Raw genomic sequence first — 23405 nt, forward strand, 5'->3', positions numbered from 1 at the left:
GATATTCCACTAGAAGAAATTAAGGCCGGGAATGCCGGCCTTAATGTTTTACTTTTTCTTGCGAAGGGTTGGCGCCACTTTATCCAGCACCCCGTTCACAAACTTGTGGCTGTCTTCCGCGCCGAAGGTTTTCGCCAGTTCGATCGCTTCGTTGATCGCCACCTTGTAAGGGACATCCTCGCGCATTTTCAGTTCAAACAGCGCGACGCGCAGCACCGCGCGCTCCACCTGGCCCAGCTCTTCGAGCTGACGCGACAGGTAAGGCGCCATCAGTTCGTCCAGCATACCTGCATTCACTGCCGCGCCGGACAGCAACTCGCGAAAATAGGCGACGTCAACATCTTTGACATCCTGCTCCGTCAGGAACTGGTGTTCAACATCGGCAAGGTCGTTTTTAGACAACTGCCAAGAGTAAAGCGCTTGAACAGCGCACTCACGAGCGCGGCGACGAGCAGCAGGTTTCACGGAATTCCCCTTAACTAAATTCAGGCTTTAATAGCTTTGATAACATTAATCATTTCAAGTGCGGTCAGCGCGGCTTCAGCGCCCTTGTTGCCCGCTTTGGTGCCGGCGCGTTCGATCGCCTGCTCGATGCTTTCGGTGGTCAGCACGCCAAAAGCAACCGGGATTTCGGCATTCATCGCAACGTTGCCGATGCCGGAGCTGGCTTCGCCCGCCACATATTCGAAGTGCGCGGTGCCCCCACGGATAACGGTGCCCAGCGCGATAACCGCGTCGTATTTGCCGGTTTTGGCCAATACGTTCGCCGTCAGCGGCAGCTCGTAAGCGCCCGGGACCCAGACAACGGTGATGTTGTCGTCAGCAACCTGACCAATGCGTTTCAACGCGTCGATCGCGCCTTCCAGCAGGCTGTCGTTGATGAAATTGTTAAAACGTGCAATTGCGATCGCCACACGGGCCTTTGGAGTAGCAACAACACCTTCGATAACTTTCATGGGCTTTCCTTAAAAATGGGTTCAATACCCCGCAGGGGGGCGGATTCTATCATATTCTTTCATCGCCTGCGCGGCGCTTTTGTAAAACCGGCGCACGGGCGCGAGATTCAGTGTTTCACCCGCAGGCGTAAACGCAGATCGGGGCCGACCTGGCGCACGTCGCTAAAGACGAATTCCGGCGCGTCGGCCAACCGCTCCAGGCCCGGCAGGTGGCACAGGCCACGGCCATTATCGCCCAACAGTTTCGGCGCGATGTACAAAATGAGCTCATCCACCAGGCTGGCCTGCAGCAGTGCGCCGGCCAGCGATGCGCCCGCCTCCACCCAGATTGAATTCACCTGGCGCTTGGCCAACAGCATCATCATCACCACCAGATCGACGCCGCCGCCGTGCGCCGGGCAGATAAACTGCTCGACGTCTTGCGGCCAGGCCTGTTCATCCGCCTGCAGGCGCGCCAGCCAGGTGGCGCCCGGCTGCTGCACCACGCGGTGCTGCGGAGTAATGCGATTTTGGCTGTCGAGCAGGATGCGCAGCGGCTGGCGCAGATTGTCGCGCGGATAGAGGCACTGCGTCTCGGCGTCCAATTCATCCCAACGCACCGTCAGCGACGGATCGTCCGCCAGCACGGTGGCGCTGGTGCTGAGAATGGCGGCACTCTGCGCACGCAGGCGCTGCACGTCCTGACGCGCTTCGGGTGAGGTGATCCACTGGCTCTCGCCGGAGGCCATCGCCGTGCGGCCGTCCAGCGACGCGCCCAGCTTCAGCTGCACGTAAGGGAAACCGGTGCGCATGCGCTTGAGGAAGCCCAGGTTGACCGCTTCGGCCTCGGCCAGCATCAGGCCGTGCCGCACCTCGACGCCGGCCTGCTGCAGCTTGTACAGCCCGCGCCCCGCCACCTGCGGATTGGGATCTTGCATCGCCGCGACCACCCGGGTTACGCCGGCGGCCACCAGCGCATCGGCGCAGGGCGGCGTGCGGCCGTGATGGCTGCACGGCTCGAGCGTGACATAGGCGGTGGCGCCGCGCGCCTTGTCGCCCGCCATGCGCAGCGCGTGCACTTCCGCGTGCGGCTCGCCGGCGCGCAGATGATAGCCTTCACCGACAATTTCGCCGTCGCGCACGATAACGCAACCGACGTTCGGATTGGGTGCGGTGGTAAAACGCCCCAGCCGCGCCAGTTCGAAGGCGCGCGCCATATAAAGTTCGTCGTGATGCATGAAAGATCCTTTAGTCTTGCAGGCGGGCAATCTCTTCGCCGAACTCGCGCACGTCTTCGAAGCTGCGGTACACCGACGCGAAGCGAATGTAGGCGACCTTATCCAGCTTTTTCAGCGCGTCCATCACCAGATTGCCCACCAGTTTGGTCGGCACTTCGCGTTCGCCGGTGGCGCGCAGTTGGGATTTGATATGATTAAGGGCGTTTTCCACGTCGTCCGAGCTGACCGGGCGCTTTTCCAGCGCTTTCAGCATGCCGCGGCGCAGTTTGTCTTCGTTGAACGGCTCGCGCACCTCATCGCTTTTAATCACTCGCGGCATCACCAGCTCAGCCACCTCGAAGGTGGTGAAGCGTTCATTGCACACCAGACACTGGCGGCGACGGCGCACTTGCGAACCGTCCCCCACCAGGCGGGAATCAATGACTTTGGTATCAACGGCGGCGCAGAAAGGGCAATGCATAACACGTCCTGATAAACGTTTTTTATAGATAAATGCAGTTTACCCCGAAGTGCAGCCACAACAAAGGGCGGCGGCCATTTGTTGCGACACGCGGCCGGGAAGCGGCGCCGATATGACTTTCCCCTCCGGGCGGACTAAGCTGATAACAGGAGATTCAGCATAGGAAATCGCCGTCATGACAACCTGTTACCCCAAAATCGCCCTGCTCGCCGCCGCCGTGTTGCTGGCGGGCTGCGCGCATAACGCCGCCGTGCCCCAGCTGCGCCATCAGGTCGCCGCGCTGAACCAGAAAGTGAGCGTGCTGACCGATCAAACCACCGCGCTGGAGCGGCAGAATCAGCTCAATCAGCACTCCGACAACGGCGTCTATCTGCTGCCGGCGGCCCGAAGCGCCGCCCGTTTGCAGAGCGGTATCGGCGAACTGAGCGTTTCGCTGAGCCACATCAAGAATGAAGCCAACGGCACGCAGGCGCAGCTGCATGTGCGCGTCCTCTCACAGGCCACGCTGCCGCCGTTCAAAGCCGTGGTGGAATGGGGCCAGTTGGACGACGCCACCGGCCGGCCGTTGACCGCCGAGGCGCTGTCGCAACCGATCGCCAGCGCCGATTCGCTGCTGCCGAAGCCCGGCCAGGACTTCGAACTGCGCTTCAGCGGCCTGACGCCGGAACAATTGGGCTATATCCGTCTGCACAGTCTGGTTTCGACCGCCCAACCGGCGGTAGTGAAGCAGCACTGACCCCCGAGGCAAAAAAAAGGAGCGCCATCGGCGCTCCTTCTCATATCGCTGAATACTGCGGTTGTTAAGGCAGAATCGAAGGCTGATCTGCGCCCTCTTTTTCCACTTTTTGCTGCAACATGTGTTCGCGTTTCATCCCCAGCTTCAACGCCAGCGCGGACGCGACGTAGATCGAGGAGACGGTACCGATCGACACGCCGATCAGCATCGCCAGCGAGAAGCCTTGCAGCATCGCGCCACCGAAGATGTACAGCATCAGCACCACCATCAGGGTGGTCCCGGAAGTCATCAGCGTACGGCTCAGCGTCTGGGTCAACGACACGTTCATGATCTCGTAAGGCGTACCGCGGCGGATCTTGCGGAAGTTCTCACGAATACGGTCGGAAACCACGATGCTGTCGTTCAGCGAGTAGCCGATAACCGACATCAGGGACGCGACGATGGTCAGGTCAATCTCGATGTGGAACAGCGACAGCACGCCCAGCGTGATGATCACGTCGTGCGCCAGCGCGATAACCGCCCCCAGCGCCAGGCGCCATTCGAAGCGGAAACCAACGTAGATCAGGATACAGATCAACGCCACCAGCAGCGCCATGCCGCCGGTTTGCGCCAGTTCGCTGCCCACGCTCGGGCCGACGAACTCGATGCGCTTCACGGTGGCGTTTTTATCCACCGAGTCGTTGATCACGCCGATCACCTTGTTGCCCAGTTCCTGGCCTGCGGTGCCGGTCGCCGGTGGCATGCGCACCATCACGTCGCGGCTGCTGCCGAAGTTCTGGATGATCGGATCCTGGAACCCGGCCTTCTCCAGCGTATCGCGCATCAGGTCGAGGTTAGCCGGCTTCTCCAGGTTGATTTCAATCACCGTACCGCCGGTGAAATCCAGACCCCAGTTAAAGCCGCGCACCGACATGGTGGCGATCGACGCGACCAACAGCAGCAACGAGATGCCGAAGGCCAAATAGTCCCAGCGCATAAAGTCGTAGACTTTACGGCCGTAGTTGAGTTGCTCAACAGTATAATCCTGTGCCACAACGCACTCCTCAGATAGACAGCTTGTTAATGCGTTTGCCGCCGTAAAGCAGGTTGACGATGGCACGGGTACCGACAATCGCGGTGAACATGGACGTCGCCACACCGATAGCGGTGGTGATCGCAAAGCCTTTGATCGAACCGGTGCCCACTGCGTACAGGATGACCGCGGTGATCAGGGTGGTGATGTTGGCGTCGACGATACTGGAGAACGCGCCTTTATAGCCCTCATGGATCGCCTGCTGAACGGACCGGCCGTTCTTCAGCTCCTCCTTGATACGTTCGTTAATCAGTACGTTGGCGTCGACCGCCACCGCCAGCGTCAACACGATCCCGGCAATGCCCGGCATGGTCAGCGTCGCCCCCGGCAACAGGGACATCACGCCGACGATCAGCACCAGGTTGGCGACCAGCGCCGTGGTGGCGATCACGCCGAACTTACGGTACCAGACCACCATGAAGACGATGGACGCCACCAGGCCCCACAGACAGGCTTCCAGACCCTGGGTGATGTTCTGCTGACCCAGGGTTGGACCGATGGTGCGCTCTTCGACGATCTGAATCGGCGCGATCAGCGCGCCCGCACGCAGCAGCAGCGAAAGCTGACGCGCTTCGTTCGGGTTGCCGATACCGGTGATGCGGAAGCTGTTGCCCAGACGCGACTGAATGTTCGCCACGTTGATCACTTCTTCCTGTTTCACCAGCACCGCGCGGCCGTTGGCGTCTTTCTTGCCGCTGTCCTTATACTCCACGAACAGGGTCGCCATCGGCTTGCCGATGTTGTCCTTGGTGAAGTTGGACATCGACGTGCCGCCGGCGCTGTCCAGCGAGATGTTAACCTGCGGCTGGTTGTATTCGTCGGTACTCGAGGTGGAGTCGGTGATGTGATCACCGGTCAGGATCACGCGCTTGTACAGCACGATCGGCTGGCCGTCACGGGTGTATTTCACCTCGGAGTCGCCCGGCACGCGGCCGTTGGCCGCCGCAGTGGCGTCCGCATTGGTGTTCACCAGACGGAACTCGAGGGTCGCGGTGGCGCCCAGAATTTCTTTGGCGCGCGCGGTGTCCTGAATGCCCGGCAGCTCGACCACGATGCGGTCGGCGCCCTGGCGCTGCACCAGCGGTTCGGCGACGCCGAGCTGGTTGACGCGGTTACGCAGGATAGTGATGTTCTGCTGGACGGCGTATTCGCGCGCTTCGCTCAGACGGGCGTCCGTCAGGCTGGCTTTCATGGTGTTGGCGCCGTTGGCGGACAGCACCAGATCGCGCTGACGCGGGCCGATGTAGCTGATGGCCTGGTCACGGGCCGCATTGTCGCGGAAGCGAACTTCCACGCCGTTGTTGTCCAGCTTGCGGATAGACGCGTAAGGAATGCCCTTCTCGCGCAGCTCGCTGCGCAGGGTATCCATGGTCTGTTCCTGCAGCTTGCTCAACGCGGTGTCCATGTCCACTTCCATCAGGAAGTGCACGCCGCCGCGCAGGTCCAGGCCGAGTTTCATCGGCTCTGCGCCCAGCATGGCCAGCCAGGTCGGCGTGGCCGGCGCCAGGTTCAGCGCCACGACGAATTTGTCACCCAGCTCGGTCACCAGCGCTTCGCGGGCGCGCAGCTGAACGTCAGGATCTTTAAAGCGAGCCAGGATGGCGCCATTTTCCAGCGCAATCGACTTGCTCGCGATGTTGTCTTTTTCTAATACGGTACGGACCTGGTCCAGCGTAGTTTCACTGGCGGCGACGCCGCGCGCGCCAGTGATTTGTACGGCCGGATCCTCACCGTAGATGTTGGGAAGCGCATAAAGCAGACCGACGAGGATCACGACGATCAACATCAGATACTTCCACAAAGGATAACGGTTTAGCACGGCAATTCCCTTCGGGAAAAAAGATTACAGGGCCTTCATGGTACCTTTCGGCAGAACGGCCGCCACGAAGTCACGCTTGATCATCACTTCCGTGGTGTCGTTCAGCGCGATGGCGATGATGCCGGTGTCGGCCACTTTGGTCACGCGACCGATCAGGCCGCCGGTGGTCAGCACTTCGTCGCCTTTACCGATGGAGTCCATCAGCTTCTTGTGATCTTTAGCGCGCTTCTGCTGTGGGCGCAGGATCATGAAGTAGAAGATCAGGCCGAACACCACCAGCATAATGATCAGAGAGTACGGGCTTCCCTGAGCCGGAGCCCCTGCGGATGCGACGGCGTCAGAAATGAAAAAGCTCATTGAAATTCCCTCATTAAGTTATCAATTATTGGATCAAGCGTTTAAAGGCGGAATCGGCTTGCCGATCCGACCATAGAAATCCGCAACAAACTGCTCTAATTTACCCTCTTCGATAGCCTGGCGTAAACCCGCCATCAGGCGTTGGTAGTGACGCAGGTTATGAATCGTGTTCAGTCGAGCACCCAATATTTCGTTGCAACGGTCGAGATGGTGCAAGTAGGCGCGGCTGTAATGGCGACAGGTGTAGCAATCACAGTCCTTATCCAGCGGAGAAGTATCATCCTTGTGCTTGGCATTACGGATTTTTACCACACCGTCAGTCACGAACAGATGGCCGTTGCGGGCGTTGCGGGTCGGCATGACGCAATCGAACATGTCGATGCCGCGGCGCACGCCTTCCACCAAATCTTCCGGCTTGCCGACGCCCATCAAATAGCGTGGCTTATCTTCCGGAATTTGCGGGCAAACGTGTTCAAGAATGCGATGCATATCCTCTTTCGGCTCGCCTACAGCCAAGCCGCCCACAGCGTACCCGTCAAAGCCGATATCCACCAGCCCTTTGACGGAAACATCACGTAAATCTTCGTAAACGCCCCCCTGAATGATGCCGAACAGCGCATTTTTATTTTCCAGCTCGTCGAATCGCTTGCGGCTGCGCTCCGCCCAGCGCAGCGACATTTCCATCGAACGCTTGGCGTAGTCCCAGTCGGCCGGGTACGGCGTACATTCATCGAAGATCATCACGATGTCGGAACCCAGGTCATACTGTATTTCCATCGATTTTTCCGGGCTCAGGAACACCTTGTCGCCATTGATCGGGTTGCGGAAGTACACGCCTTCCTCTTTGATCTTGCGCATCGCCCCCAGGCTGAACACCTGGAAACCGCCGGAATCGGTAAGGATCGGCCCATGCCACTGCATGAAATCGTGCAGGTCGCCGTGCAGCTTCATGATCTCCTGGCCCGGGCGCAGCCACAGGTGGAAAGTGTTGCCCAGCAGGATCTGCGCGCCGGTTTCTTTCACTTCTTCCGGCGTCATGCCCTTGACCGTGCCGTAGGTACCGACCGGCATAAAGGCCGGGGTCTCCACCACGCCGCGGTCGAAGATCAGGCGGCCGCGACGCGCGCGGCCATCGGTAGTTTGTAGTTCGTACTTCACAAAACCTCCAGCATCAGAGAAACAGTCTGATGTCGTTGAAACGGGGCCGCGCCGTGCGCGCAGCCCGGGAAATTAACCGCCGACGGACTCGTTTTCCGCCTGCGGGTTACGGCTGATGAACATCGCATCGCCGTAGCTGAAAAAGCGATACTGCTCGGCCACCGCCTGCTGATAGGCGTTCATGGTATTTTTATAGCCGGCGAAGGCCGACACCAGCATGATCAGGGTCGATTCCGGCAGGTGGAAATTGGTCACCAGCGCGTCGATCACCTGATAGTGATAGCCCGGATAGATAAAGATGCTGGTATCGCCGAAGAACGGCGCAATCAGCGCTTCTTTGCTGGCCGCCGCGGCGCTTTCCAGCGAGCGCACCGAGGTGGTGCCCACCGCTACGACGCGTTTGCCGCGCGCCTTGCAGGCCAGCACCGCATCGACCACCTCCTGCGGCACTTCGGCGTATTCGGCGTGCATCACGTGATCTTCGATGGTTTCCACGCGCACCGGCTGGAAGGTGCCGGCGCCGACGTGCAGCGTCACGAACGCCATTTCCACGCCCTTGGCGCGCAGCGCCGCCAGCAGCGGCTCGTCGAAGTGCAGGCCGGCGGTCGGCGCGGCAACCGCGCCGGGCTTCTCGCTGTAGACCGTCTGATACAGCTCGCGGTCGGCGTCTTCATCCGGGCGGGCGATATAAGGCGGCAGCGGCATGTGGCCGGCGGCGTTGAGGATAGTGAACACGTCGCGCTCGTCGTTGAAGCGCAGCTCGAACAGCGTTTCGTGGCGCGCCACCATGGTGGCGGCGATGCTCTCGTCATCCCCCAACAGCAGCTCGGCGCCCGGCTTCGGCGCTTTCGACGCGCGCACGTGCGCCAGCACGCGATGGTCGTCCAGCACGCGCTCCACCAGCACCTCAATCTTGCCGCCGCTGACCTTGCGGCCGAACATGCGCGCCGGGATCACGCGGGTATTGTTGAACACCAGCAGGTCGCCGGCTTCCAGCTTATCCAGCAGATCGGTGAATACGCCGTGCGTCAGCGCCCCGCTCGGCCCGTCCAGCTGCAGCAGGCGGCATGCGCTGCGTTCGGCCTGGGGATAGTGGGCAATCAGGGATTCGGGAAGTTCAAACGAAAAATCAGCGACGCGCATGGGTATTCACTTCTTCAATTTAGGGCTGGTTGGTAAAAAACAGGCGGCCTAGTCTAAAGCCGGGGGCGGTCAGCGGCAAGAAATAAGGAGGATTTGCCTGACTTCGGGTATAGTTGAGGGATGAATTTTCTCGCTCATCTTCACCTGGCCATGCTGGCGGACAGCTCGCTGCTGGGCAACCTGCTGGCCGATTTCGTGCGCGGCAACCCCGCCGCCGACTACCAGCCCGAGGTGGTGGCCGGCATCATGATGCACCGCCGCGTCGACGTGCTGACCGACAGCCTGCCGCAGGTCAAAGCCAGCCGCGACTATTTCAGCACCCCCTACCGCCGCGTGGCGCCGATCACCCTCGACGTGGTGTGGGACCATTTTCTGGCGCGCCACTGGCAGCAGCTCGAGCCTTCGCGCGACCTGCACCAGTTTACCCAGGAAGCCCGCAGCCAAATCGAACCTTACCTGCCGCTCACGCCGCCGCGCTTTCAGAACCTGAACGGCTACCTGTGGCAGGAACGCTGGCTGGAGCGCTACGCCGAATTGCCGTTCATCGCCCGGGTGCTGCAGGGCATGGCCAGCCGCCGCCCGCGCCTCGAGGCGCTGGCCGGTTCGTTCGCCGACGTCGAGCAACATTATCATCAGCTTGAAACACAGTTCTGGCAGTTTTACCCGCAAATGATGCGGCAGGCGAAGGACAAAGCGCTCTAAGGTCAAGCTCAAGCCCTTGAAATTGCAACGCCTTGCAAGAATTTACGTTTTGCCGCTTGCCCTTTTGTGGGAAAAGGTTATTTTTAAAGCTCGCTAAATTATATCAACGACTTTGATAGGTGAAAGCTATCTCATCGATTGGTCTTTTACCCTTTATTCACCAAGTCGCGGCCCCTATACTGGCCCTTGTTTTTACATCCACCCTTTAACACCTATTACAGGAGTAATTATGGTCCTGGTAACTCGTCAAGCCCCTGACTTCACTGCAGCTGCCGTACTGGGTAGCGGCGAAATCGTTGAAAACTTCAACCTGAAGAAGCACCTGAACGGCAAACCGGCCGTCCTGTTCTTCTGGCCAATGGACTTCACCTTCGTATGCCCTTCCGAGCTGATCGCTTTCGATCACCGCTATGAAGAGTTCCAGAAGCGTGGCGTTGAAGTGGTTGGCGTTTCCTTCGACTCAGAGTTCGTTCACAACGCATGGCGTAAAACCCCTGTCGACAAAGGCGGCATCGGTGAAGTGAAATACGCAATGGTTGCTGACATCAAGCGTGAAATTCAGAAAGCTTACGGCATCGAACACCCGGAAGCCGGCGTTGCGCTGCGCGGCTCCTTCCTGATCGACAAAGACGGCATCGTGCGTGCTCAGGTTGTTAACGACCTGCCAATCGGCCGTAACATCGACGAAATGATCCGTACCGTTGACGCGCTGCAATTCCACGAAGAGCACGGTGAAGTGTGCCCGGCTCAGTGGGAAAAAGGCAAAGCAGGTATGGGCGCTTCCCCAGACGGCGTTGCAAAATACCTGTCTGAAAACGCTGCCAAGCTGTAATTTCAGCCTGATAGTGAATCAACCGGCCCACGCGGCCGGTTTTTTTATGCCCCTTTATGGGGCAGACCGCCCACCTTCAGTGCTTTATTTCCCTGTTTCCGCTCACATTTCCCACCCTGCTCGCCGCGCGTGCGCCCATCTGCGGCTACTATCAATAACGCTGGCTCGCGCTTTGCAAGCGAACAGCGGCAAGCAAACACAACACAATAAAAAACTGACAGGGTAGGAATAACTATGTTTTTACAGAAATGGAGCAAACCCCTGACCATGGCGGCGCTGCTGGTCAGCGGCAGCCTGTATGCGGCATCCAACCCCGCGGTGGAAGCCAAAAACGGCATGGTGGTCACCTCGCAGCACCTGGCCTCGCAGGTCGGCGTAGATATCCTGAAGATGGGCGGCAACGCCATCGACGCCGCCGTGGCGGTGGGCTATGCGCAGGCGGTGGTTAACCCCTGCTGCGGCAACATCGGCGGCGGCGGCTTTATGACCGTTCACCTGGCGGACGGCACCGACACCTTCATCAACTTCCGTGAAACCGCGCCGGCGGCGGCCAGCGCCAACATGTATCTGGATGCCGACGGCAAGGTGAAGAAAGACGCCAGCCTGTACGGCTATCTGGCGGCGGGCGTGCCGGGCACCGTGCTGGGGATGGAAACCGCGCGTGAGAAGTACGGCAAGCTGAGCCGTGAACAGGTGCTGGCGCCGGCGATCAGGCTGGCGCGCGAAGGCTTTGTGCTGACCCGCGCCGATACCGATATCCTCGACACCACCGTCGCGCGCTTCAAACAGGATCCCGAGTCGGCCAAAATCTTCCTGCGCCCGGACGGCAGCCCGCTGCAGCCGGGGGACAAACTGGTGCAAACCGATCTGGCCAATACGCTGGAAGCCATCGCCAAAGGGGGAACCGACGCCTTCTATAAAGGCAAGATCCCGCAGGCGGTGGAGGCGGCGGCCAAACAGGGCGGCGGTATCTTGACCGCCGCCGACTTCGCCAATTACAAGGTCACCGAAACGCCGCCGATTACCTGCAGCTATCGCGGCTACAAGTTCGTGTCGGCGCCGCCTCCCAGCTCCGGCGGCGTGACGCTGTGCGAAATCCTCAACGTGGTGGAAGGCTACGACCTGAAAAGCATGGGCTTCAACTCGGCGGCGGCCATTCACACCATCACCGAAGCGATGCGCCATGCTTACATGGACCGCAACACCTACCTCGGCGACCCGGAGTTCATCAAAAACCCAATCGACCGGCTGGTGAGCAAGAGCTACGCCGAGCAGATCCGCAAGAAAATCGTCGCGGACAAGGCCACGCCGTCGGAAAACGTGCAGCCCGGCATGGAACCGCATGAGAAACCGGAAACCACCCACTATTCGATCGTCGATCACGACGGCAACGCGGTCTCCACCACCTATACCGTCAACGGCCGCTTCGGTGCCGTGGTGATCGCACCGGGCACCGGCTTCTTCCTCAACGACGAGATGGACGACTTTACGGTCAAAGTGGGCGAGAAAAACCTGTACGGGCTGGTGCAGGGCACCGCCAACAGCATTGCCCCCGGTAAGCGCCCACTATCGTCGATGAGCCCGACGTTGGTGACCAAGGACAACAAGATCTTTATGGTGCTGGGCTCGCCGGGCGGCTCGCGCATCATCACCATCACCCTGCAGACCGCATTGAACGTGATAGACCACGGCATGGCGCCGCAGGAAGCTGTGGACGCGCCGCGCATCCATCACCAATGGTTGCCGGATGAGGTGTACTACGAACAGCGCGGCGTTTCCGCCGATACGCTGAAGCTGCTGAGCGGCATGGGCTATAAGATGGTCGAGCAAACGCCGTGGGGCGCCGCCGAACTGATTCTGGTCGGCTTGCCGGGCGCGGCGGGCGTCAGCCCGGCCAACTCCGGCAACGACTCGGCGGTTTCCGGAAAGGTGCGCGAAGGCTATCTGTACGGCGCCAACGACGTGCGTCGCCCGGCAGGTTCTGCGGTCGGTTACTGATGTAAACGCCTACTCACCTTTATCGCGGGGGCACTTCGGCCCCCGCAGTGTCTTTAGCCTTCACAGCGCCACACTGTGGCCGTCTCTTCCGCCAGCTGCAGGCGCAGCCCGCCTGCCGTTTCGCTCAACTCTCCCCGCCCTTCCACACGCCGCCACGGGCCGCGCGCCAACAGCGGGTTGTACGGCAGCTGCGCCTGGCCGCTGCCGTCGCGCTGCAGCGCCACCAACACCTGCTCCTGCTGATACAGGCGCACGAACACCAGCGTTTCCCCGCTGGCGTACAGCACCTGACAACCGCCGCGGCGCAATGCCACGCTCTGTTTACGCAGCGCCGCCATGCGCTGGAACAGCGCCAGCAGCGGCCGGTCCCAGTCGCCGACGTCCCACGGGAACGGCTTGCGGCAGAACGGATCGTTGCCGCCGTCCAGACCAATCTCATCGCCGTAATAGAGGCAAGGCACGCCTATCCAGCTCAGCAACCACACCGCCGCCATCTGCATGCGCGCCGGGTTCCCCTGCAACAGCGTGAGAAAACGCGCGGTATCGTGGCTGTCCAGTTGGTTGAACTGGATCAGCTGTCGGCCGTGCGGCAACCCGGCGCGGTAGCCGTCCATCCACTGCGCGCACCCGGCGGCGTCCAGCCGCACCGGGTGATAGGCTACGTCCAGCCCCGCCAAGAACGCCCGCACCGGCAGCGCGAAGCCCATGTAGTTCATCGCCGCATCCTCCACGCCGGCGTGCAGCCAGCGGCGCGCGTCGCCGAAGTGCTCGCCCAATACGTAGGCCTGCGGATTCTCCTGCTTCACCGCCTGATAGATGCCAGCCAGGTGGTACAGGTTGCCGGTGGCGCCGCCGTTCTCCCCCAGCATGTGCACCACGTCCAACCGCCAACCGTCGATGCTGTACGGCGGGCGCAGCCAGTGGCGCACCACGCTGCCTTCCCCGCGATAGATCGCTTCCGCCACCTGCGGCTCGGCGAAGTTGAGCTTCGGCAGGCTGGCGTTGCCCTTCCAGTCGAGCGCGCGGCCGTCCGGGTAAAAGTTGAACCAGCCGCGATACGGCGAATCGGGGTGGTGACAGGCGCCGTTTTCGCCCTGACGATGGCGGTCGAACCACGGATGCGAGTCGCCGGTGTGGTTAAATACCCCGTCCAGCACCAGTTTCATGCCCACCTTGTGAGTGCTCACTCGCAAACGCTGCAGCGCCGCGTTGCCGCCGAAGTGCGGATCGACCTGGTAATAGTCCTCGGTATCGTACTTATGCACGCTCGGTGCGGTAAAAATCGGGTTCAGGTACAGCGCCGTCACGCCCAGCTGCTGCAAATACGGCAGTTTGGCGCCGATGCCGTCCAGATCGCCGCCGTAAAAGGTCGAGGCGGCGTGGCGATCCTCCAGCGGGTGCTGCCAGTCGCGCCGAATCACCTCGGCGCCGGCCGCGTGATGGCGGTAGCTGCCGCTCTGGATGCCGTGCTCGCCGCCGCTGCTGGCGAAGCGATCGGGGAAAATCTGGTAGAACAGCTGATCCGCCACCCACTCGGGGCCGTTGTCAGGTTCGTCGACGGCGAACTGCGCCAGCTGCCCCGGCGGCGTTGGCGACCAGCCCTGCGGCCCGAACCACTGCTGGCGATCGGCCCACAGCAGCTTGAAGCAGTAACGCCGCGTCGGCTCGCCCTCATTCAGCGTCAGGCTGGCCTGGTAGCGCCGCATCCCCTCGTGGCGCTGCGCTTTCATCACCAGCAGCCACTCTTCGTTGTCCGGTTCGGCGCGCAAAAACACCCGTTCCGGCAGTTCATCCCCCTGTAACCACAGCGTGATATCCAAACGTTGCCCTTGCTTTACCACAAAAGGCGGGACCGGTTGATGCCAGGCGTTAAGCATACTGTTTCTCCTGCTGTACCAAACGAAATCGACGGCGTTCTTCAAGAAACGAACAATGCCACGTTAAGTGCAACTCCCCCTCCTCTCTGGCCGCAAAACCCGGGGATGAGCCGGGGGGCGGAGACCGAAAAATAACGCTAACCCGATGTAAAAAAAGGTAAACAGGTACAAATCCTGCACGTTACCCCTTAGGCTAACGCGTTTTAAGTTTACAGGATATTTTTTGCGCATTTTTTAAGGAGCGGTAATGCAACAACAGATAACGCGCTGGCTGGAACAATTTGGTTTGGAATTCGGCGGAGTGATGTCGCTGTTGATGGTATTGGGGTTGATTGTCCTGATCTCGGTCGCGATCCACCTGGTGCTGCACCGGGTGGTGCTGGCCGCCCTTCAGCGCCGCGGCCAGCAATCGCAGCGCGTCTGGCAACAGGCCATCACCCAATACAAACTGTTCCAGCGCGTGGCGCTGCTGCTGCAAGGGGTGATCATCAGCATCCAGGCGACGCTGTGGCTGCAGAGCGGCAGCCAGACCCAGGCGGTGATCGTCACCGCCGCGCAGGTGTGGATCCTCGCCTTCACCCTGCTGTCGCTGTTCTCGCTGCTGGATACGCTGCTGGCGCTGCTGCGCCAAAGCCCGATCTCCAATCAGCTGCCGCTGCGCGGCATTTTCCAGGGCCTGAAACTGGTGGCGGCGATCCTGATCGGCATCATGATCGTCTCGCTGCTGATGGGCAAATCGCCGCTGCTGCTGCTCAGCGGCCTGGGCGCCATGACCGCGGTCCTGATGTTGGTGTTCAAGGATCCGATCCTCGGCCTGGTGGCCGGCATCCAGCTCTCCGCCAACGATATGCTGAAGATCGGCGACTGGCTGGAAATGCCGAAATACGGCGCCGACGGCGCGGTCACCGACATCGGCCTGACCACGGTCAAAGTGCGTAACTGGGACAATACCGTCACCACCATTCCCACCTACGCGCTGATCTCCGACTCGTTCAAAAACTGGCGTTCGATGTCGGAATCCGGCGGGCGCCGCATCAAGCGCAGCCTGAATATCGACACCGGCAGCGTGCACTTCCTGTCGCAAGAGGAACAGCGTCGCCTGCAGCGCAACCCGCTGCTGCACAGCTACCTGAACGATAAAACCCAGGAGCTGAGCCGGCACAATCAGGAGATTGCCATCGATCTGGCCTCGCCGCTCAACGGCCGCCGCCTGACCAACCTCGGCACGCTGCGCGCCTATCTGGAAGCCTACCTGCGCGCTCACCCGCGCATTCACCAGAACATGACGCTGATGGTGCGCCAGCTGGCGCCGACGCCGGAAGGCCTGCCGCTGGAAATCTACGCCTTCACCAACACCACGGTCTGGGCGGAGTATGAAAGCATTCAGGCGGATATTTTCGACCATATCCTGGCGGTGATCGACGAGTTCGGCCTGCGCGTGCATCAAACGCCAACCGGCAATGACCTGCGCGGCATGCTGCTACAAAACGCCAACGCTTCCTGACGTCGGCTGACGTAACTGTGTCTGCTGGTAATGATGTTCTTTCAATTGCCAGCAGATATCTCCATCCCCTTCTTTTCCCCGGTGAAAACGGCGTTAATGCGCCATCATCTTCACCACCGAGAGGGAAAGCCCTTGCTGAAACGCTTACGTCACCGGCTGTTTACCCTGATGGCCACCCTGCTGTTTATCGGCTGCCTGCACAGCGCTTCGCTGGACGAAAGCCGCATGCCCCGCAACCTGCAACCTTCGCTGAGCGCCCTGAGCAGCAATATGCAAGACATTCGCGAGGTGCTGGCGCGCTGCGCCGGCGAGGAAGAGGAGGAACGCCTTAACGGCGGCGACATGCGTATCGAAGCGCGCGCCGCCGGGGAGGATGAAGCGGAAGACAAACGCCCGGCATAATAGGTTGAAAAACGCCCCATCTTGTTGCGCCATACGCAACACCTGGCTATGATGCGTATAGCGCAACACTCATGGAGCCGTCAGGATGATAAGAAGCTTCAAGCATAAGGGACTCAAAAAGTTTTTCGAAACCGGTTCAACGGCGGGTATCGACGCCAATCAGGCGAAGAAAATCGCGCTGCGGCTGAGCGTGCTGGATCTGGCGAAAGTGATTGATGACGTAGATCTGCCCGGCTTCTTCTTGCACCCGCTAACGGGCGCTCGCAGCGGGCAATGGTCCGTCACCGTAACCGGCAACTGGCGTATCACGTTTGAACTGGTCGAGGGTGATGTTTATATCGTGAATTATGAGGACTATCACTAATGAACCGCATGCATAATCCCCCTCATCCTGGCGAGTTGATCAAAGAAACCATGGAAACGCTGAATCTCAGCGCGCGTGCGCTGGCTAAAGCGCTGGACGTCGCGCCCTCCACGGTTCAACGCCTGATCAGCGGAAAGTCCGATATCTCGCCGGAAATGGCCATCCGCCTGTCCATCGTGATAGGCAGTTCCGAACAGGTTTGGATGGGCATGCAGGATGCTTACGATCTGTGGCAGGCCAGGCAGTCCATCGACGTTTCCAAACTGCGCAAGCTGGACTTCGCTTGACGCCTGCTCCTAAAAAAACACCGGCCTTGGCCGGTGTTTTTCCATTTAGTCTTGCAGCGTCGCCAGCGGCGCGCGTTTTTTCTGATGGTTGATCTTGAACCAGTATCCCGCCAGCAGCAATACCACCCAGACCAGGCCGGCGTACAGCGAGACGCGCGTGGTCGGGAAGTAGCCGATCAGGCCGATGATGAACACCAGGAACACGATCGCCACCACCGAGGTGAACACCCCACCGCGCAGCGGGAACGCCAGCTGCTTCACCTGTTCTTTGCTCAGGCTGCGGCGGAAGGCGATTTGGGAGAACAGGATCATGATCCACACCCACACGGTGGCGAAGGTCGCCAGGGACGCGATCACCAGGAACACGCTCTCCGGCATGATGTAGTTGAGGTATACCGCCAGCAGCAGCGCCAGCATCATCACCACCACCGTCACCCAGGGAATGCCGCGTTTCGACACCTTGCTGAACATCTTCGGCGCATGGCCCTGCTCGGCCATGCCGTGCAGCATGCGGCCGACGCCGAACACGTCGCTGTTGATCGCCGACAGCGAAGCGGTAATCACCACGAAGTTGAGGATACCTGCCGCCACGGTGATGCCCATATGCTGGAAGGTCAGCACGAACGGGCTGCCGTTGGTGCCCACCTGGTTCCACGGGTAGATAGACATGATGACGAACAGCGTGCCGACGTAGAACACCAGAATGCGCCACGGCACCGAGTTGATGGCCTTCGGAATCGATTTTTTCGGATCTTTGGCTTCGCCGGCGGTGATGCCGATGATTTCAATGCCGCCGTAAGCGAACATCACCAGCTGCAGCGACAGGATCATGCCGATAAAGCCGTTGCTGAAGAAGCCGCCGTTCGACCACAGGTTATGAATGCCGGTCGGTTGCCCGCCGTTGCCGATGCCCCAGATGATGATGCCGATGCCGGCCGCGATCATGATGATGATGGTAGCGACCTTGAAGAACGAGAACCAAAACTCCAGCTCGCCGAATACCTTGACGCTCATCAGGTTGATGGCGCCGATGATCAGCACCACGCTCAGCACCCAAATCCAGTGCGGTACTTCCGGGAACCAGACCCCCATATAGATGCCGAAGGCGGTCACGTCGGCGATGGCGACGATCAGGATTTCAAAGCAGTAAGTCCAGCCGGTGATGTAACCCGCCATCGGGCCGAGGTAGTCCTGCGCGTAGCGGGAAAACGAGCTGGCCTGCGGGTTGTTGACCGACATCTCCCCCAGGGCGCGCATGATGATAAAGGCCACGATGCCGCCGATCAGGTAAGCCAGCAGCACGCTCGGGCCGGCCATTTTGATGGCGTCCGCCGAGCCGTAGAACAACCCGGTGCCGATGGCCGATCCCAGCGCCATAAAGCGGATATGACGCGTACTGAGGCCGCGTTTCAGCTTATTGTCGGGGGCAGTGGTGGGTGACTGTTGTTGCATGAAAATGACCCATAGTTTTAAACGTAAAAAAGCCACGGACATGTCCGTGGCCCTGGATTAAGCCGGGGGATTATCAGTGCGCGGTCACTTGAGAACGCGTGCACACCCGATCATAAATCGCGACCAGCACCAGCATCAGCAGCGAAGGCGGCAACCATGCCAACCCCTGCTCCGCCAGCGGCAGGTGAGTGGTCCAGGCCGGCAGCAGCTGCTGGAAACTGGAGGCTTTCACCGCGTCAAGGATACCAAACAACAGGCTGACAAGCATCACCGGCGCGATGATGCGCGGCGCGCTGTGCCACCAACGCAGGGTGAAGCTCAGCACCACCAGCACGATGCACGGCGGGTAAATCGCGGTCAGCACCGGAATGGAGATCTGGATCAGGTGGCTCAGGCCGAGGTTGGACACCACCATCGAGAACAGGCCCAGAATAAACACCAGCGTCTTGTACGAGAACGGCAGGTATTGCGCGAAGAACTCGGCGCAGGCGCAGGTCAGGCCGACCGCGGTCACCATACAGGCGATGAAGATCAGCGCCGCCAGGAAGAAGCTGCCCAGGCCGCCGAAGGTGTTCTGAACGTAAGCGTGCAGGATCACCGCGCCGTTGGTGGCGTCCGGCACCAGCGCGCCGCTGCCGGAGCCCAGCTTGAACAGGCTCAGGTAAACCAGCGTCAGGCCCACGCCGGCGATCAAACCGGCCAGAATGGTGTAGCGGGTCAACAGACCGGCGTCTTTCACGCCGCGCGAGCGCGCCGCGTTGACGATAACGATGCCGAATACCAGCGCGCCCAGCGTATCCATGGTCAGGTAGCCGTTAACGAAACCGGAAGAGAAAGGCACGCTCTGGTAAGCCGCCGTCGCCGGGATCGGCGCGCCGGCAGGCCACAGCAGCGCGGCGATGCCCAATACGGCCAGCGCCACAATCTTCAGCGGTGCCAGCACATGGCCGACGGTGTCGAGCAGGCGGCCCGGATACAGGGAGATGCCGATCACCAGCGCGAAGTACACCAGGCTGTAGATGAACAGCGGCATGGCGCCGTCGCCGGTCAGCGGGGCGATGCCCACTTCAAAGGACACGGTGGCGGTGCGCGGCGTGGCGAACAGCGGGCCGACGGCCAGGTAGCAGACGGTCGCCAGCAGCAGGCCGGCGCCGCGGCCGATCGGCGAACTGAGGGCGTCGATGCCGCCGCCGACGCGCGCCAGCGCGATGACGGTGATGACCGGCAGACCGACGGCGGTGATCAGGAAGCCCAGCGCCGCGATCCAGACGTGTTCACCGGACTGCAAGCCGACCATCGGCGGGAAGATGATGTTCCCGGCCCCAACGAATAAGGCAAAGGTCATGAAGCCCAGTGCCAGGATATCTTTTGACGTTAAACGATGACTCATACGATGTCGTGTTGCCTGTTCAAATGAAAAATAGTGTCCGATAGCGTGGTGGCGTGACGCCCCACCGGTTGCCGGCATGCCCGATCGTCGCAGCGCCAAATAAGCATCCTAAACGCAGTCGATCCGGCGTTTATGTCCCTATTCGAAAGTGGCCGCTCATGAAGATGGGCAAAATTTTAGGAGTTATAAAAATGGAGGTTTAATCCGACAACGAGGGCTAAGGTAAACGTTTATAGCGCTTCAAGGCAAGACGCACGGCGAAAAGCAGAGCTATCAACCATATAAACTTTAGCCACCAGTCGATCATATTGGCTATCAATAAATATACACTACATGATTTGTATCATTTTTGAACAATGGATTCACGAAACGTGAAACATATACCACTTTACCGCGCGAAAACGCCAATAAATGCCCGGTTTTCGCGTGGTATAAGCTCCGTTTGGCCGTTAAAAAAGGCGAAAATTACGCCGCTTTTTGTCGCTTATTGCACCGTGGCCGCCGCGAGCGGCTGCAGCCCGAGCGCCTGGCGGGTCCTCTGCAGGGCGCCCGGCGGCAGCGGCAGATAGCCGTCGTGATTGACCAGGCTCTGCCCTGCGTTCGACAGCACGCGATCGAGGAACGCGGCGGTCAGCGGCTCCAGCGGTTGATTGGGGGCTTTGTTGATGTAGATATAGAGATAGCGCGACAGCGGGTAGCGATCGTTGCGCACGTTGGCGGCGGTAGGCGCGACATAGTCCTCTCCCGATTCCGCCAACGGCAGCAGCCGCACGCCGCTGGCGCGAAAACCGATGCTGGCGTAGCCGATGCCGTTGAGCGAACCGGCCACCGCCTGCACCACCGAGGCCGAACCGGGCAGCTCATTGACGCGCGGCATAAAATCGCCGCCGCACAGCGCGCGCAGTTTGAAATAGCCGTAGGTGCCGGACGCCGAGTTGCGGCCGAAGCGCTGCAGCGAGCGCGTCGCCCAGTCGCCGCTCAGCCCCAGCTCGCCCCAACGCGTCAGCGGCTTGCTTTCACCGCAGCGCCGGGTGGCGGAGAAAATGCGATCGAGCTGCTGCAGATTGAGGCCGCGCAGCGGGTTGTCCTGATGCACCAACACCACCAGCGCATCCACCGCCACCGGCACCGCCACCGGCGCATAGCCGTAACGGTGTTCGAACGCCGAAACCTCGGCCGCCTTCATCGGCCGGCTCATCGGGCCCAGCTGCGCAGCGCCCGCCGCCAACGCGGTCGGCGCGGTCGACGAGCCGGCGGCCTGGATCTGCAGGTTAACGTTGGGATAATGCCGGCTGAAATCCTGCGCCCACAGCGCCATCAGATTCGCCAAAGTATCGGAACCGACGCTGGACAGGTTGCCCGCCAGCATGCCGTCGGGCTGCGCCAGCGCGCCGCGTCCGGCCAGCAGCGCCAGGCAAAGCAACAGCCCTCGGGTTATTCGGGTCATACCGGTGTCTCGCGTTAATTTTTCACCGCATTCTCTGATAAAGCGGCGGGAACAATCAACCGGTTGGGTAAGGTAAAGATAAAGCGGGTGCCGATCCCCGGCTCGCTGAGGATCTCCAGCCGCGCGTCGTGATGGCTGAGCGCATGTTTAACGATCGCCAGCCCCAGCCCGCTGCCGCCGGTCTGGCGCGAACGGGCCTTGTCGACGCGGTAAAAACGCTCGGTCAGGCGCGGCAGGTGTTCGGCGGCGATGCCCGGCCCGTTGTCGCTGACCTGGAACTGCGCGCCGTGCGCCGTCTGCTGCCAGCTCACTTCGATATGGGTGCCCTTCGGCGTGTGGTTGACCGCGTTGTACACCAGGTTAGACACCGCGCTGCGCAACTGGTCTTCATTGCCGAACACGTTGAGCTGTTCGTTCACCCGGAAAGTGATCTCGTGATTGCCGCCGCTCAGCGACTGCGCCTCGCGCTGCAACACCCGCAGCATCAGCGGGATATCCACCCGCTCGTTCATGTCGACATTGGGCGCCGCCTCGATGCGCGACAGCGTCAGCAGCTGCTTGACCAGCCCGTCCATCCGGCGGGTCTGTTCCTGCATGGTGCCGAGCGCCTTGCTGCGCAGCGAACCGTCCTGCTCTTCGTCGCCCATCATCTCCAGATAGCCCTGCAGCACCGTCAGCGGCGTGCGCAGCTCATGGCTGACGTTGGCGAAGAAGTTGCGCCGCGCCCCCTCCAGCTGGCGCATCTGGGTGACGTCGCGCGCCACCATCAGCAACTGCCCTTCGGAATAGGGCATTACGCGGAATTCGACGTAGTGTTCGTTGTTCAGCTGCAGCGTCAGCGGGCGCGAGAACTCCTGCTGTTGCAGGTAATGGCTGAATTCCGGATAGCGCAGCAGGTTGAGGATGTGCTGCCCGTTGTCCTCCGGCCAGCGGAAGCCGAGCAGATGCTGCGCCAGCCCGTTGCACCAGAAGATGTTGCCTTCAACGGTGGTCATCACCACCGCGTCAGGCAGCGATTCGGCCCCGCTGCGAAAGCGCTTGATCAACAGCGCCAGCTCACGCCGGCGACGGCGATTGCGCTGTTGCATCTGATACAGGCCATAGAACAGCGGCTCCCAACTCCAGCGGCCGGGCGGCGGCGTCATGCTGCGGTCGATCCACAGCCAATGGGAGAGTTTGAGCTGGTTGTAGAAATTCCACACCAGCGCGGCCAGCGCGGAGGCCAGCAGGAACCAGGGCAGATAACCGAAAATCAGCCCCAGCAGTAAGGCGGGCAAACAGAAAAGAGCCAGCTCCAGAGCCAGCCTCTTCCACGACAGACGTTCTAACACGGCATATTCTCCAGCGCAGCGCGATCAGTAGCGCGTTGAGAACCGGTAGCCGGTGCCCCGAACGGTTTGAACCATTTTATCATGCCCACTGGTTTCTAACGCCTTGCGGAGCCGACGGATATGCACGTCAACGGTACGGTCTTCCACATAAACGTTAGTGCCCCAGACGTGATTAAGCAACTGCTCACGGCTATAAACCCGCTCCGGGTGGGTCATAAAGAAGTGCAGCAGCTTGAACTCGGTCGGCCCCATGTCCAGCGCCTGATCGTTCGCCATCACGCGGTGGGAGGACGGATCCAGGCTCAGCCCTTGCATTTCAATCACCTCTTCCACCGCCATCGGTGAAATGCGGCGCATGACCGCTTTGATGCGTGCCACCAGCTCCTTGGGCGAGAACGGCTTGGTGATGTAATCATCCGCCCCCACTTCCAGGCCGCGCACCCGGTCTTCTTCTTCGCCGCGCGCGGTCAGCATCATCACCGGAATATCGCGCGTCAGCGCTTCGCGCTTCATATGTTTGATAAACTGAATGCCGGAACCGCCGGGCAACATCCAGTCGAGCAACACCAAATCAGGGAACGGCTCAGACAGGCGCGTCACGGCGCTGTCATAATCCTCGGCTTCCAACGGTTGGTAACCATTCTGTTCCAACACAAAGCACACCATCTCACGGATCGGCGCTTCGTCTTCCACCACCAGTATGCGTCTTGCCATCGTCAATCCTGCCAATGTGTTAGCGACTTTGCGGGCGCCATTATGCGTCAGTTTTGTGACACTTTTATGAAAAAAAGCGGCTGTTATAGGCAGTAAGCATAGCGATTATTTCCCGCCGCAAAGAAAAATCATCCGGTTGTCATCATCATTGCGCCGGGACAGCCGCCGCCGCGGCCTTTATAATCAT

23 protein-coding genes are annotated in these 23405 nt (G+C 60.5%); 8 read left to right on the forward strand and 15 right to left on the reverse strand.

Going from position 1 to position 23405, the window contains the following annotated elements; translation table 11 throughout:
• Window positions 1-48: 48 nt before the first annotated feature.
• From nusB to nrdR, 4 genes are all read right to left on the reverse strand, one after another.
• Complete coding sequence (gene nusB / locus ACSBQQ_RS13715; RefSeq protein WP_004940384.1) at window positions 49-465, reverse strand: transcription antitermination factor NusB; 417 nt, start codon at window positions 463-465, stop codon at window positions 49-51.
• A gap of 20 nt (window positions 466-485) precedes the next feature.
• Entirely contained in the window at window positions 486-956 is a 471-nt protein-coding gene (gene ribH, locus ACSBQQ_RS13720; RefSeq protein ID WP_060387347.1) for a 6,7-dimethyl-8-ribityllumazine synthase, read from the reverse strand.
• Window positions 957-1063: 107 nt separating this feature from the next.
• A complete protein-coding gene (gene ribD / locus ACSBQQ_RS13725; RefSeq protein WP_043146712.1) occupies window positions 1064-2173 on the reverse strand; it encodes a bifunctional diaminohydroxyphosphoribosylaminopyrimidine deaminase/5-amino-6-(5-phosphoribosylamino)uracil reductase RibD in 1110 nt (369 codons plus the stop codon).
• A gap of 10 nt (window positions 2174-2183) precedes the next feature.
• Entirely contained in the window at window positions 2184-2633 is a 450-nt protein-coding gene (nrdR, locus tag ACSBQQ_RS13730; protein WP_004940387.1) for a transcriptional regulator NrdR, read from the reverse strand.
• 175 nt (window positions 2634-2808) lie between these two features.
• Here nrdR and ACSBQQ_RS13735 point away from each other — a divergent pair, with 175 nt between their 5' ends.
• Window positions 2809-3369, forward strand: a complete 561-nt coding sequence (locus ACSBQQ_RS13735) for a DUF3251 domain-containing protein (RefSeq protein WP_033653274.1) — start codon at window positions 2809-2811, stop codon at window positions 3367-3369.
• Between the two features lie 64 nt (window positions 3370-3433).
• On the opposite strand, the gene secF is transcribed toward ACSBQQ_RS13735, so the two are convergent.
• The 5 genes from secF to queA form a co-directional block, all read right to left on the reverse strand.
• Complete coding sequence (gene secF, locus ACSBQQ_RS13740) at window positions 3434-4402, reverse strand: protein translocase subunit SecF (RefSeq protein ID WP_033647318.1); 969 nt, start codon at window positions 4400-4402, stop codon at window positions 3434-3436.
• Between the two features lie 10 nt (window positions 4403-4412).
• Window positions 4413-6260, reverse strand: a complete 1848-nt coding sequence (gene secD, locus ACSBQQ_RS13745; RefSeq protein WP_071883770.1) for a protein translocase subunit SecD — start codon at window positions 6258-6260, stop codon at window positions 4413-4415.
• 24 nt (window positions 6261-6284) lie between these two features.
• Window positions 6285-6617 carry a preprotein translocase subunit YajC gene (yajC, locus tag ACSBQQ_RS13750; RefSeq protein ID WP_004940391.1) on the reverse strand — a complete coding sequence of 111 codons (333 nt, stop codon included), beginning with the start codon at window positions 6615-6617 and terminating at the stop codon, window positions 6285-6287.
• A gap of 33 nt (window positions 6618-6650) precedes the next feature.
• Window positions 6651-7775 carry a tRNA guanosine(34) transglycosylase Tgt gene (gene tgt, locus ACSBQQ_RS13755; RefSeq protein WP_033647322.1) on the reverse strand — a complete coding sequence of 375 codons (1125 nt, stop codon included), beginning with the start codon at window positions 7773-7775 and terminating at the stop codon, window positions 6651-6653.
• A gap of 72 nt (window positions 7776-7847) precedes the next feature.
• The gene (gene queA / locus ACSBQQ_RS13760; RefSeq protein WP_004940394.1) at window positions 7848-8918 is read right to left on the reverse strand and encodes a tRNA preQ1(34) S-adenosylmethionine ribosyltransferase-isomerase QueA; all 1071 of its coding nucleotides are present in this window, start codon (window positions 8916-8918) and stop codon (window positions 7848-7850) included.
• A 120-nt stretch (window positions 8919-9038) separates the two neighbouring features.
• On the opposite strand from queA, the gene ACSBQQ_RS13765 reads away from it, so the two are divergent.
• From ACSBQQ_RS13765 to ggt, 3 genes are all read left to right on the forward strand, one after another.
• Entirely contained in the window at window positions 9039-9620 is a 582-nt protein-coding gene (locus tag ACSBQQ_RS13765) for an ACP phosphodiesterase (RefSeq protein ID WP_060387346.1), read from the forward strand.
• 229 nt (window positions 9621-9849) lie between these two features.
• Window positions 9850-10452 (forward strand): peroxiredoxin C, encoded by a 603-nt coding sequence (locus tag ACSBQQ_RS13770; RefSeq protein ID WP_019454212.1) that lies wholly within the window; start codon window positions 9850-9852, stop codon window positions 10450-10452.
• Between the two features lie 234 nt (window positions 10453-10686).
• Entirely contained in the window at window positions 10687-12450 is a 1764-nt protein-coding gene (ggt, locus tag ACSBQQ_RS13775) for a gamma-glutamyltransferase (RefSeq protein ID WP_060429155.1), read from the forward strand.
• A 53-nt stretch (window positions 12451-12503) separates the two neighbouring features.
• Here the strand turns inward: ggt and malZ are convergent, their stop codons facing one another.
• The gene (malZ, locus tag ACSBQQ_RS13780; protein ID WP_041033620.1) at window positions 12504-14327 is read right to left on the reverse strand and encodes a maltodextrin glucosidase; all 1824 of its coding nucleotides are present in this window, start codon (window positions 14325-14327) and stop codon (window positions 12504-12506) included.
• A 247-nt stretch (window positions 14328-14574) separates the two neighbouring features.
• On the opposite strand from malZ, the gene ACSBQQ_RS13785 reads away from it, so the two are divergent.
• The 4 genes from ACSBQQ_RS13785 to ACSBQQ_RS13800 all read left to right on the forward strand — a co-directional run bounded on the left by ACSBQQ_RS13785 (window position 14575) and on the right by ACSBQQ_RS13800 (window position 16884).
• Entirely contained in the window at window positions 14575-15831 is a 1257-nt protein-coding gene (locus ACSBQQ_RS13785; protein ID WP_039566999.1) for a mechanosensitive ion channel family protein, read from the forward strand.
• A 132-nt stretch (window positions 15832-15963) separates the two neighbouring features.
• On the forward strand, window positions 15964-16233 hold the full coding sequence (locus ACSBQQ_RS13790) for a hypothetical protein (protein WP_060429158.1): 270 nt from the start codon (window positions 15964-15966) through the stop codon (window positions 16231-16233).
• A gap of 85 nt (window positions 16234-16318) precedes the next feature.
• Window positions 16319-16597 (forward strand): type II toxin-antitoxin system RelE/ParE family toxin, encoded by a 279-nt coding sequence (locus ACSBQQ_RS13795; protein ID WP_060429160.1) that lies wholly within the window; start codon window positions 16319-16321, stop codon window positions 16595-16597.
• Window positions 16597-16884, forward strand: a complete 288-nt coding sequence (locus ACSBQQ_RS13800; RefSeq protein WP_025160069.1) for a HigA family addiction module antitoxin — start codon at window positions 16597-16599, stop codon at window positions 16882-16884. Before ACSBQQ_RS13795 ends, ACSBQQ_RS13800 begins: the two co-directional genes overlap by 1 nt.
• Before the next feature lie 45 nt (window positions 16885-16929).
• Here the strand turns inward: ACSBQQ_RS13800 and proY are convergent, their stop codons facing one another.
• The 5 genes from proY to phoB all read right to left on the reverse strand — a co-directional run bounded on the left by proY (window position 16930) and on the right by phoB (window position 23218).
• Window positions 16930-18336 carry a proline-specific permease ProY gene (gene proY, locus ACSBQQ_RS13805; RefSeq protein ID WP_060429162.1) on the reverse strand — a complete coding sequence of 469 codons (1407 nt, stop codon included), beginning with the start codon at window positions 18334-18336 and terminating at the stop codon, window positions 16930-16932.
• A gap of 73 nt (window positions 18337-18409) precedes the next feature.
• Window positions 18410-19726 (reverse strand): branched-chain amino acid transport system II carrier protein, encoded by a 1317-nt coding sequence (brnQ, locus tag ACSBQQ_RS13810; protein ID WP_060429164.1) that lies wholly within the window; start codon window positions 19724-19726, stop codon window positions 18410-18412.
• A gap of 484 nt (window positions 19727-20210) precedes the next feature.
• Window positions 20211-21173 (reverse strand): PstS family phosphate ABC transporter substrate-binding protein, encoded by a 963-nt coding sequence (locus ACSBQQ_RS13815; RefSeq protein WP_060429166.1) that lies wholly within the window; start codon window positions 21171-21173, stop codon window positions 20211-20213.
• 14 nt (window positions 21174-21187) lie between these two features.
• A complete protein-coding gene (phoR, locus tag ACSBQQ_RS13820) occupies window positions 21188-22504 on the reverse strand; it encodes a phosphate regulon sensor histidine kinase PhoR (protein WP_025301740.1) in 1317 nt (438 codons plus the stop codon).
• A gap of 24 nt (window positions 22505-22528) precedes the next feature.
• Window positions 22529-23218 (reverse strand): phosphate response regulator transcription factor PhoB, encoded by a 690-nt coding sequence (gene phoB, locus ACSBQQ_RS13825; protein WP_004940438.1) that lies wholly within the window; start codon window positions 23216-23218, stop codon window positions 22529-22531.
• Between the last annotated feature and the right edge of the window lie 187 nt (window positions 23219-23405).

Origin of the sequence: Serratia sp. G204Y (assembly GCF_051172435.1) — a bacterium.
Classification (GTDB): domain Bacteria; phylum Pseudomonadota; class Gammaproteobacteria; order Enterobacterales; family Enterobacteriaceae; genus Serratia; species Serratia sarumanii.

Bases quoted from the DNA above. Each gene is read 5' to 3' on its own strand.
- ribH (WP_060387347.1), bottom strand. From the start codon at position 956: ATGAAAGTTATCGAAGGTGTTGTTGCTACTCCAAAGGCCCGTGTGGCG.
- ribD (WP_043146712.1), bottom strand. From the start codon at position 2,173: ATGCATCACGACGAACTTTATATGGCGCGCGCCTTCGAACTGGCGCGG.
- nrdR (WP_004940387.1), bottom strand. From the start codon at position 2,633: ATGCATTGCCCTTTCTGCGCCGCCGTTGATACCAAAGTCATTGATTCC.
- ACSBQQ_RS13735 (WP_033653274.1), top strand. From the start codon at position 2,809: ATGACAACCTGTTACCCCAAAATCGCCCTGCTCGCCGCCGCCGTGTTG.
- yajC (WP_004940391.1), bottom strand. From the start codon at position 6,617: ATGAGCTTTTTCATTTCTGACGCCGTCGCATCCGCAGGGGCTCCGGCT.
- queA (WP_004940394.1), bottom strand. From the start codon at position 8,918: ATGCGCGTCGCTGATTTTTCGTTTGAACTTCCCGAATCCCTGATTGCC.
- ACSBQQ_RS13765 (WP_060387346.1), top strand. From the start codon at position 9,039: ATGAATTTTCTCGCTCATCTTCACCTGGCCATGCTGGCGGACAGCTCG.
- ACSBQQ_RS13770 (WP_019454212.1), top strand. From the start codon at position 9,850: ATGGTCCTGGTAACTCGTCAAGCCCCTGACTTCACTGCAGCTGCCGTA.
- ggt (WP_060429155.1), top strand. From the start codon at position 10,687: ATGTTTTTACAGAAATGGAGCAAACCCCTGACCATGGCGGCGCTGCTG.
- malZ (WP_041033620.1), bottom strand. From the start codon at position 14,327: ATGCTTAACGCCTGGCATCAACCGGTCCCGCCTTTTGTGGTAAAGCAA.
- ACSBQQ_RS13785 (WP_039566999.1), top strand. From the start codon at position 14,575: ATGCAACAACAGATAACGCGCTGGCTGGAACAATTTGGTTTGGAATTC.
- ACSBQQ_RS13795 (WP_060429160.1), top strand. From the start codon at position 16,319: ATGATAAGAAGCTTCAAGCATAAGGGACTCAAAAAGTTTTTCGAAACC.
- ACSBQQ_RS13800 (WP_025160069.1), top strand. From the start codon at position 16,597: ATGAACCGCATGCATAATCCCCCTCATCCTGGCGAGTTGATCAAAGAA.
- proY (WP_060429162.1), bottom strand. From the start codon at position 18,336: ATGCAACAACAGTCACCCACCACTGCCCCCGACAATAAGCTGAAACGC.
- brnQ (WP_060429164.1), bottom strand. From the start codon at position 19,726: ATGAGTCATCGTTTAACGTCAAAAGATATCCTGGCACTGGGCTTCATG.
- ACSBQQ_RS13815 (WP_060429166.1), bottom strand. From the start codon at position 21,173: ATGACCCGAATAACCCGAGGGCTGTTGCTTTGCCTGGCGCTGCTGGCC.
- phoB (WP_004940438.1), bottom strand. From the start codon at position 23,218: ATGGCAAGACGCATACTGGTGGTGGAAGACGAAGCGCCGATCCGTGAG.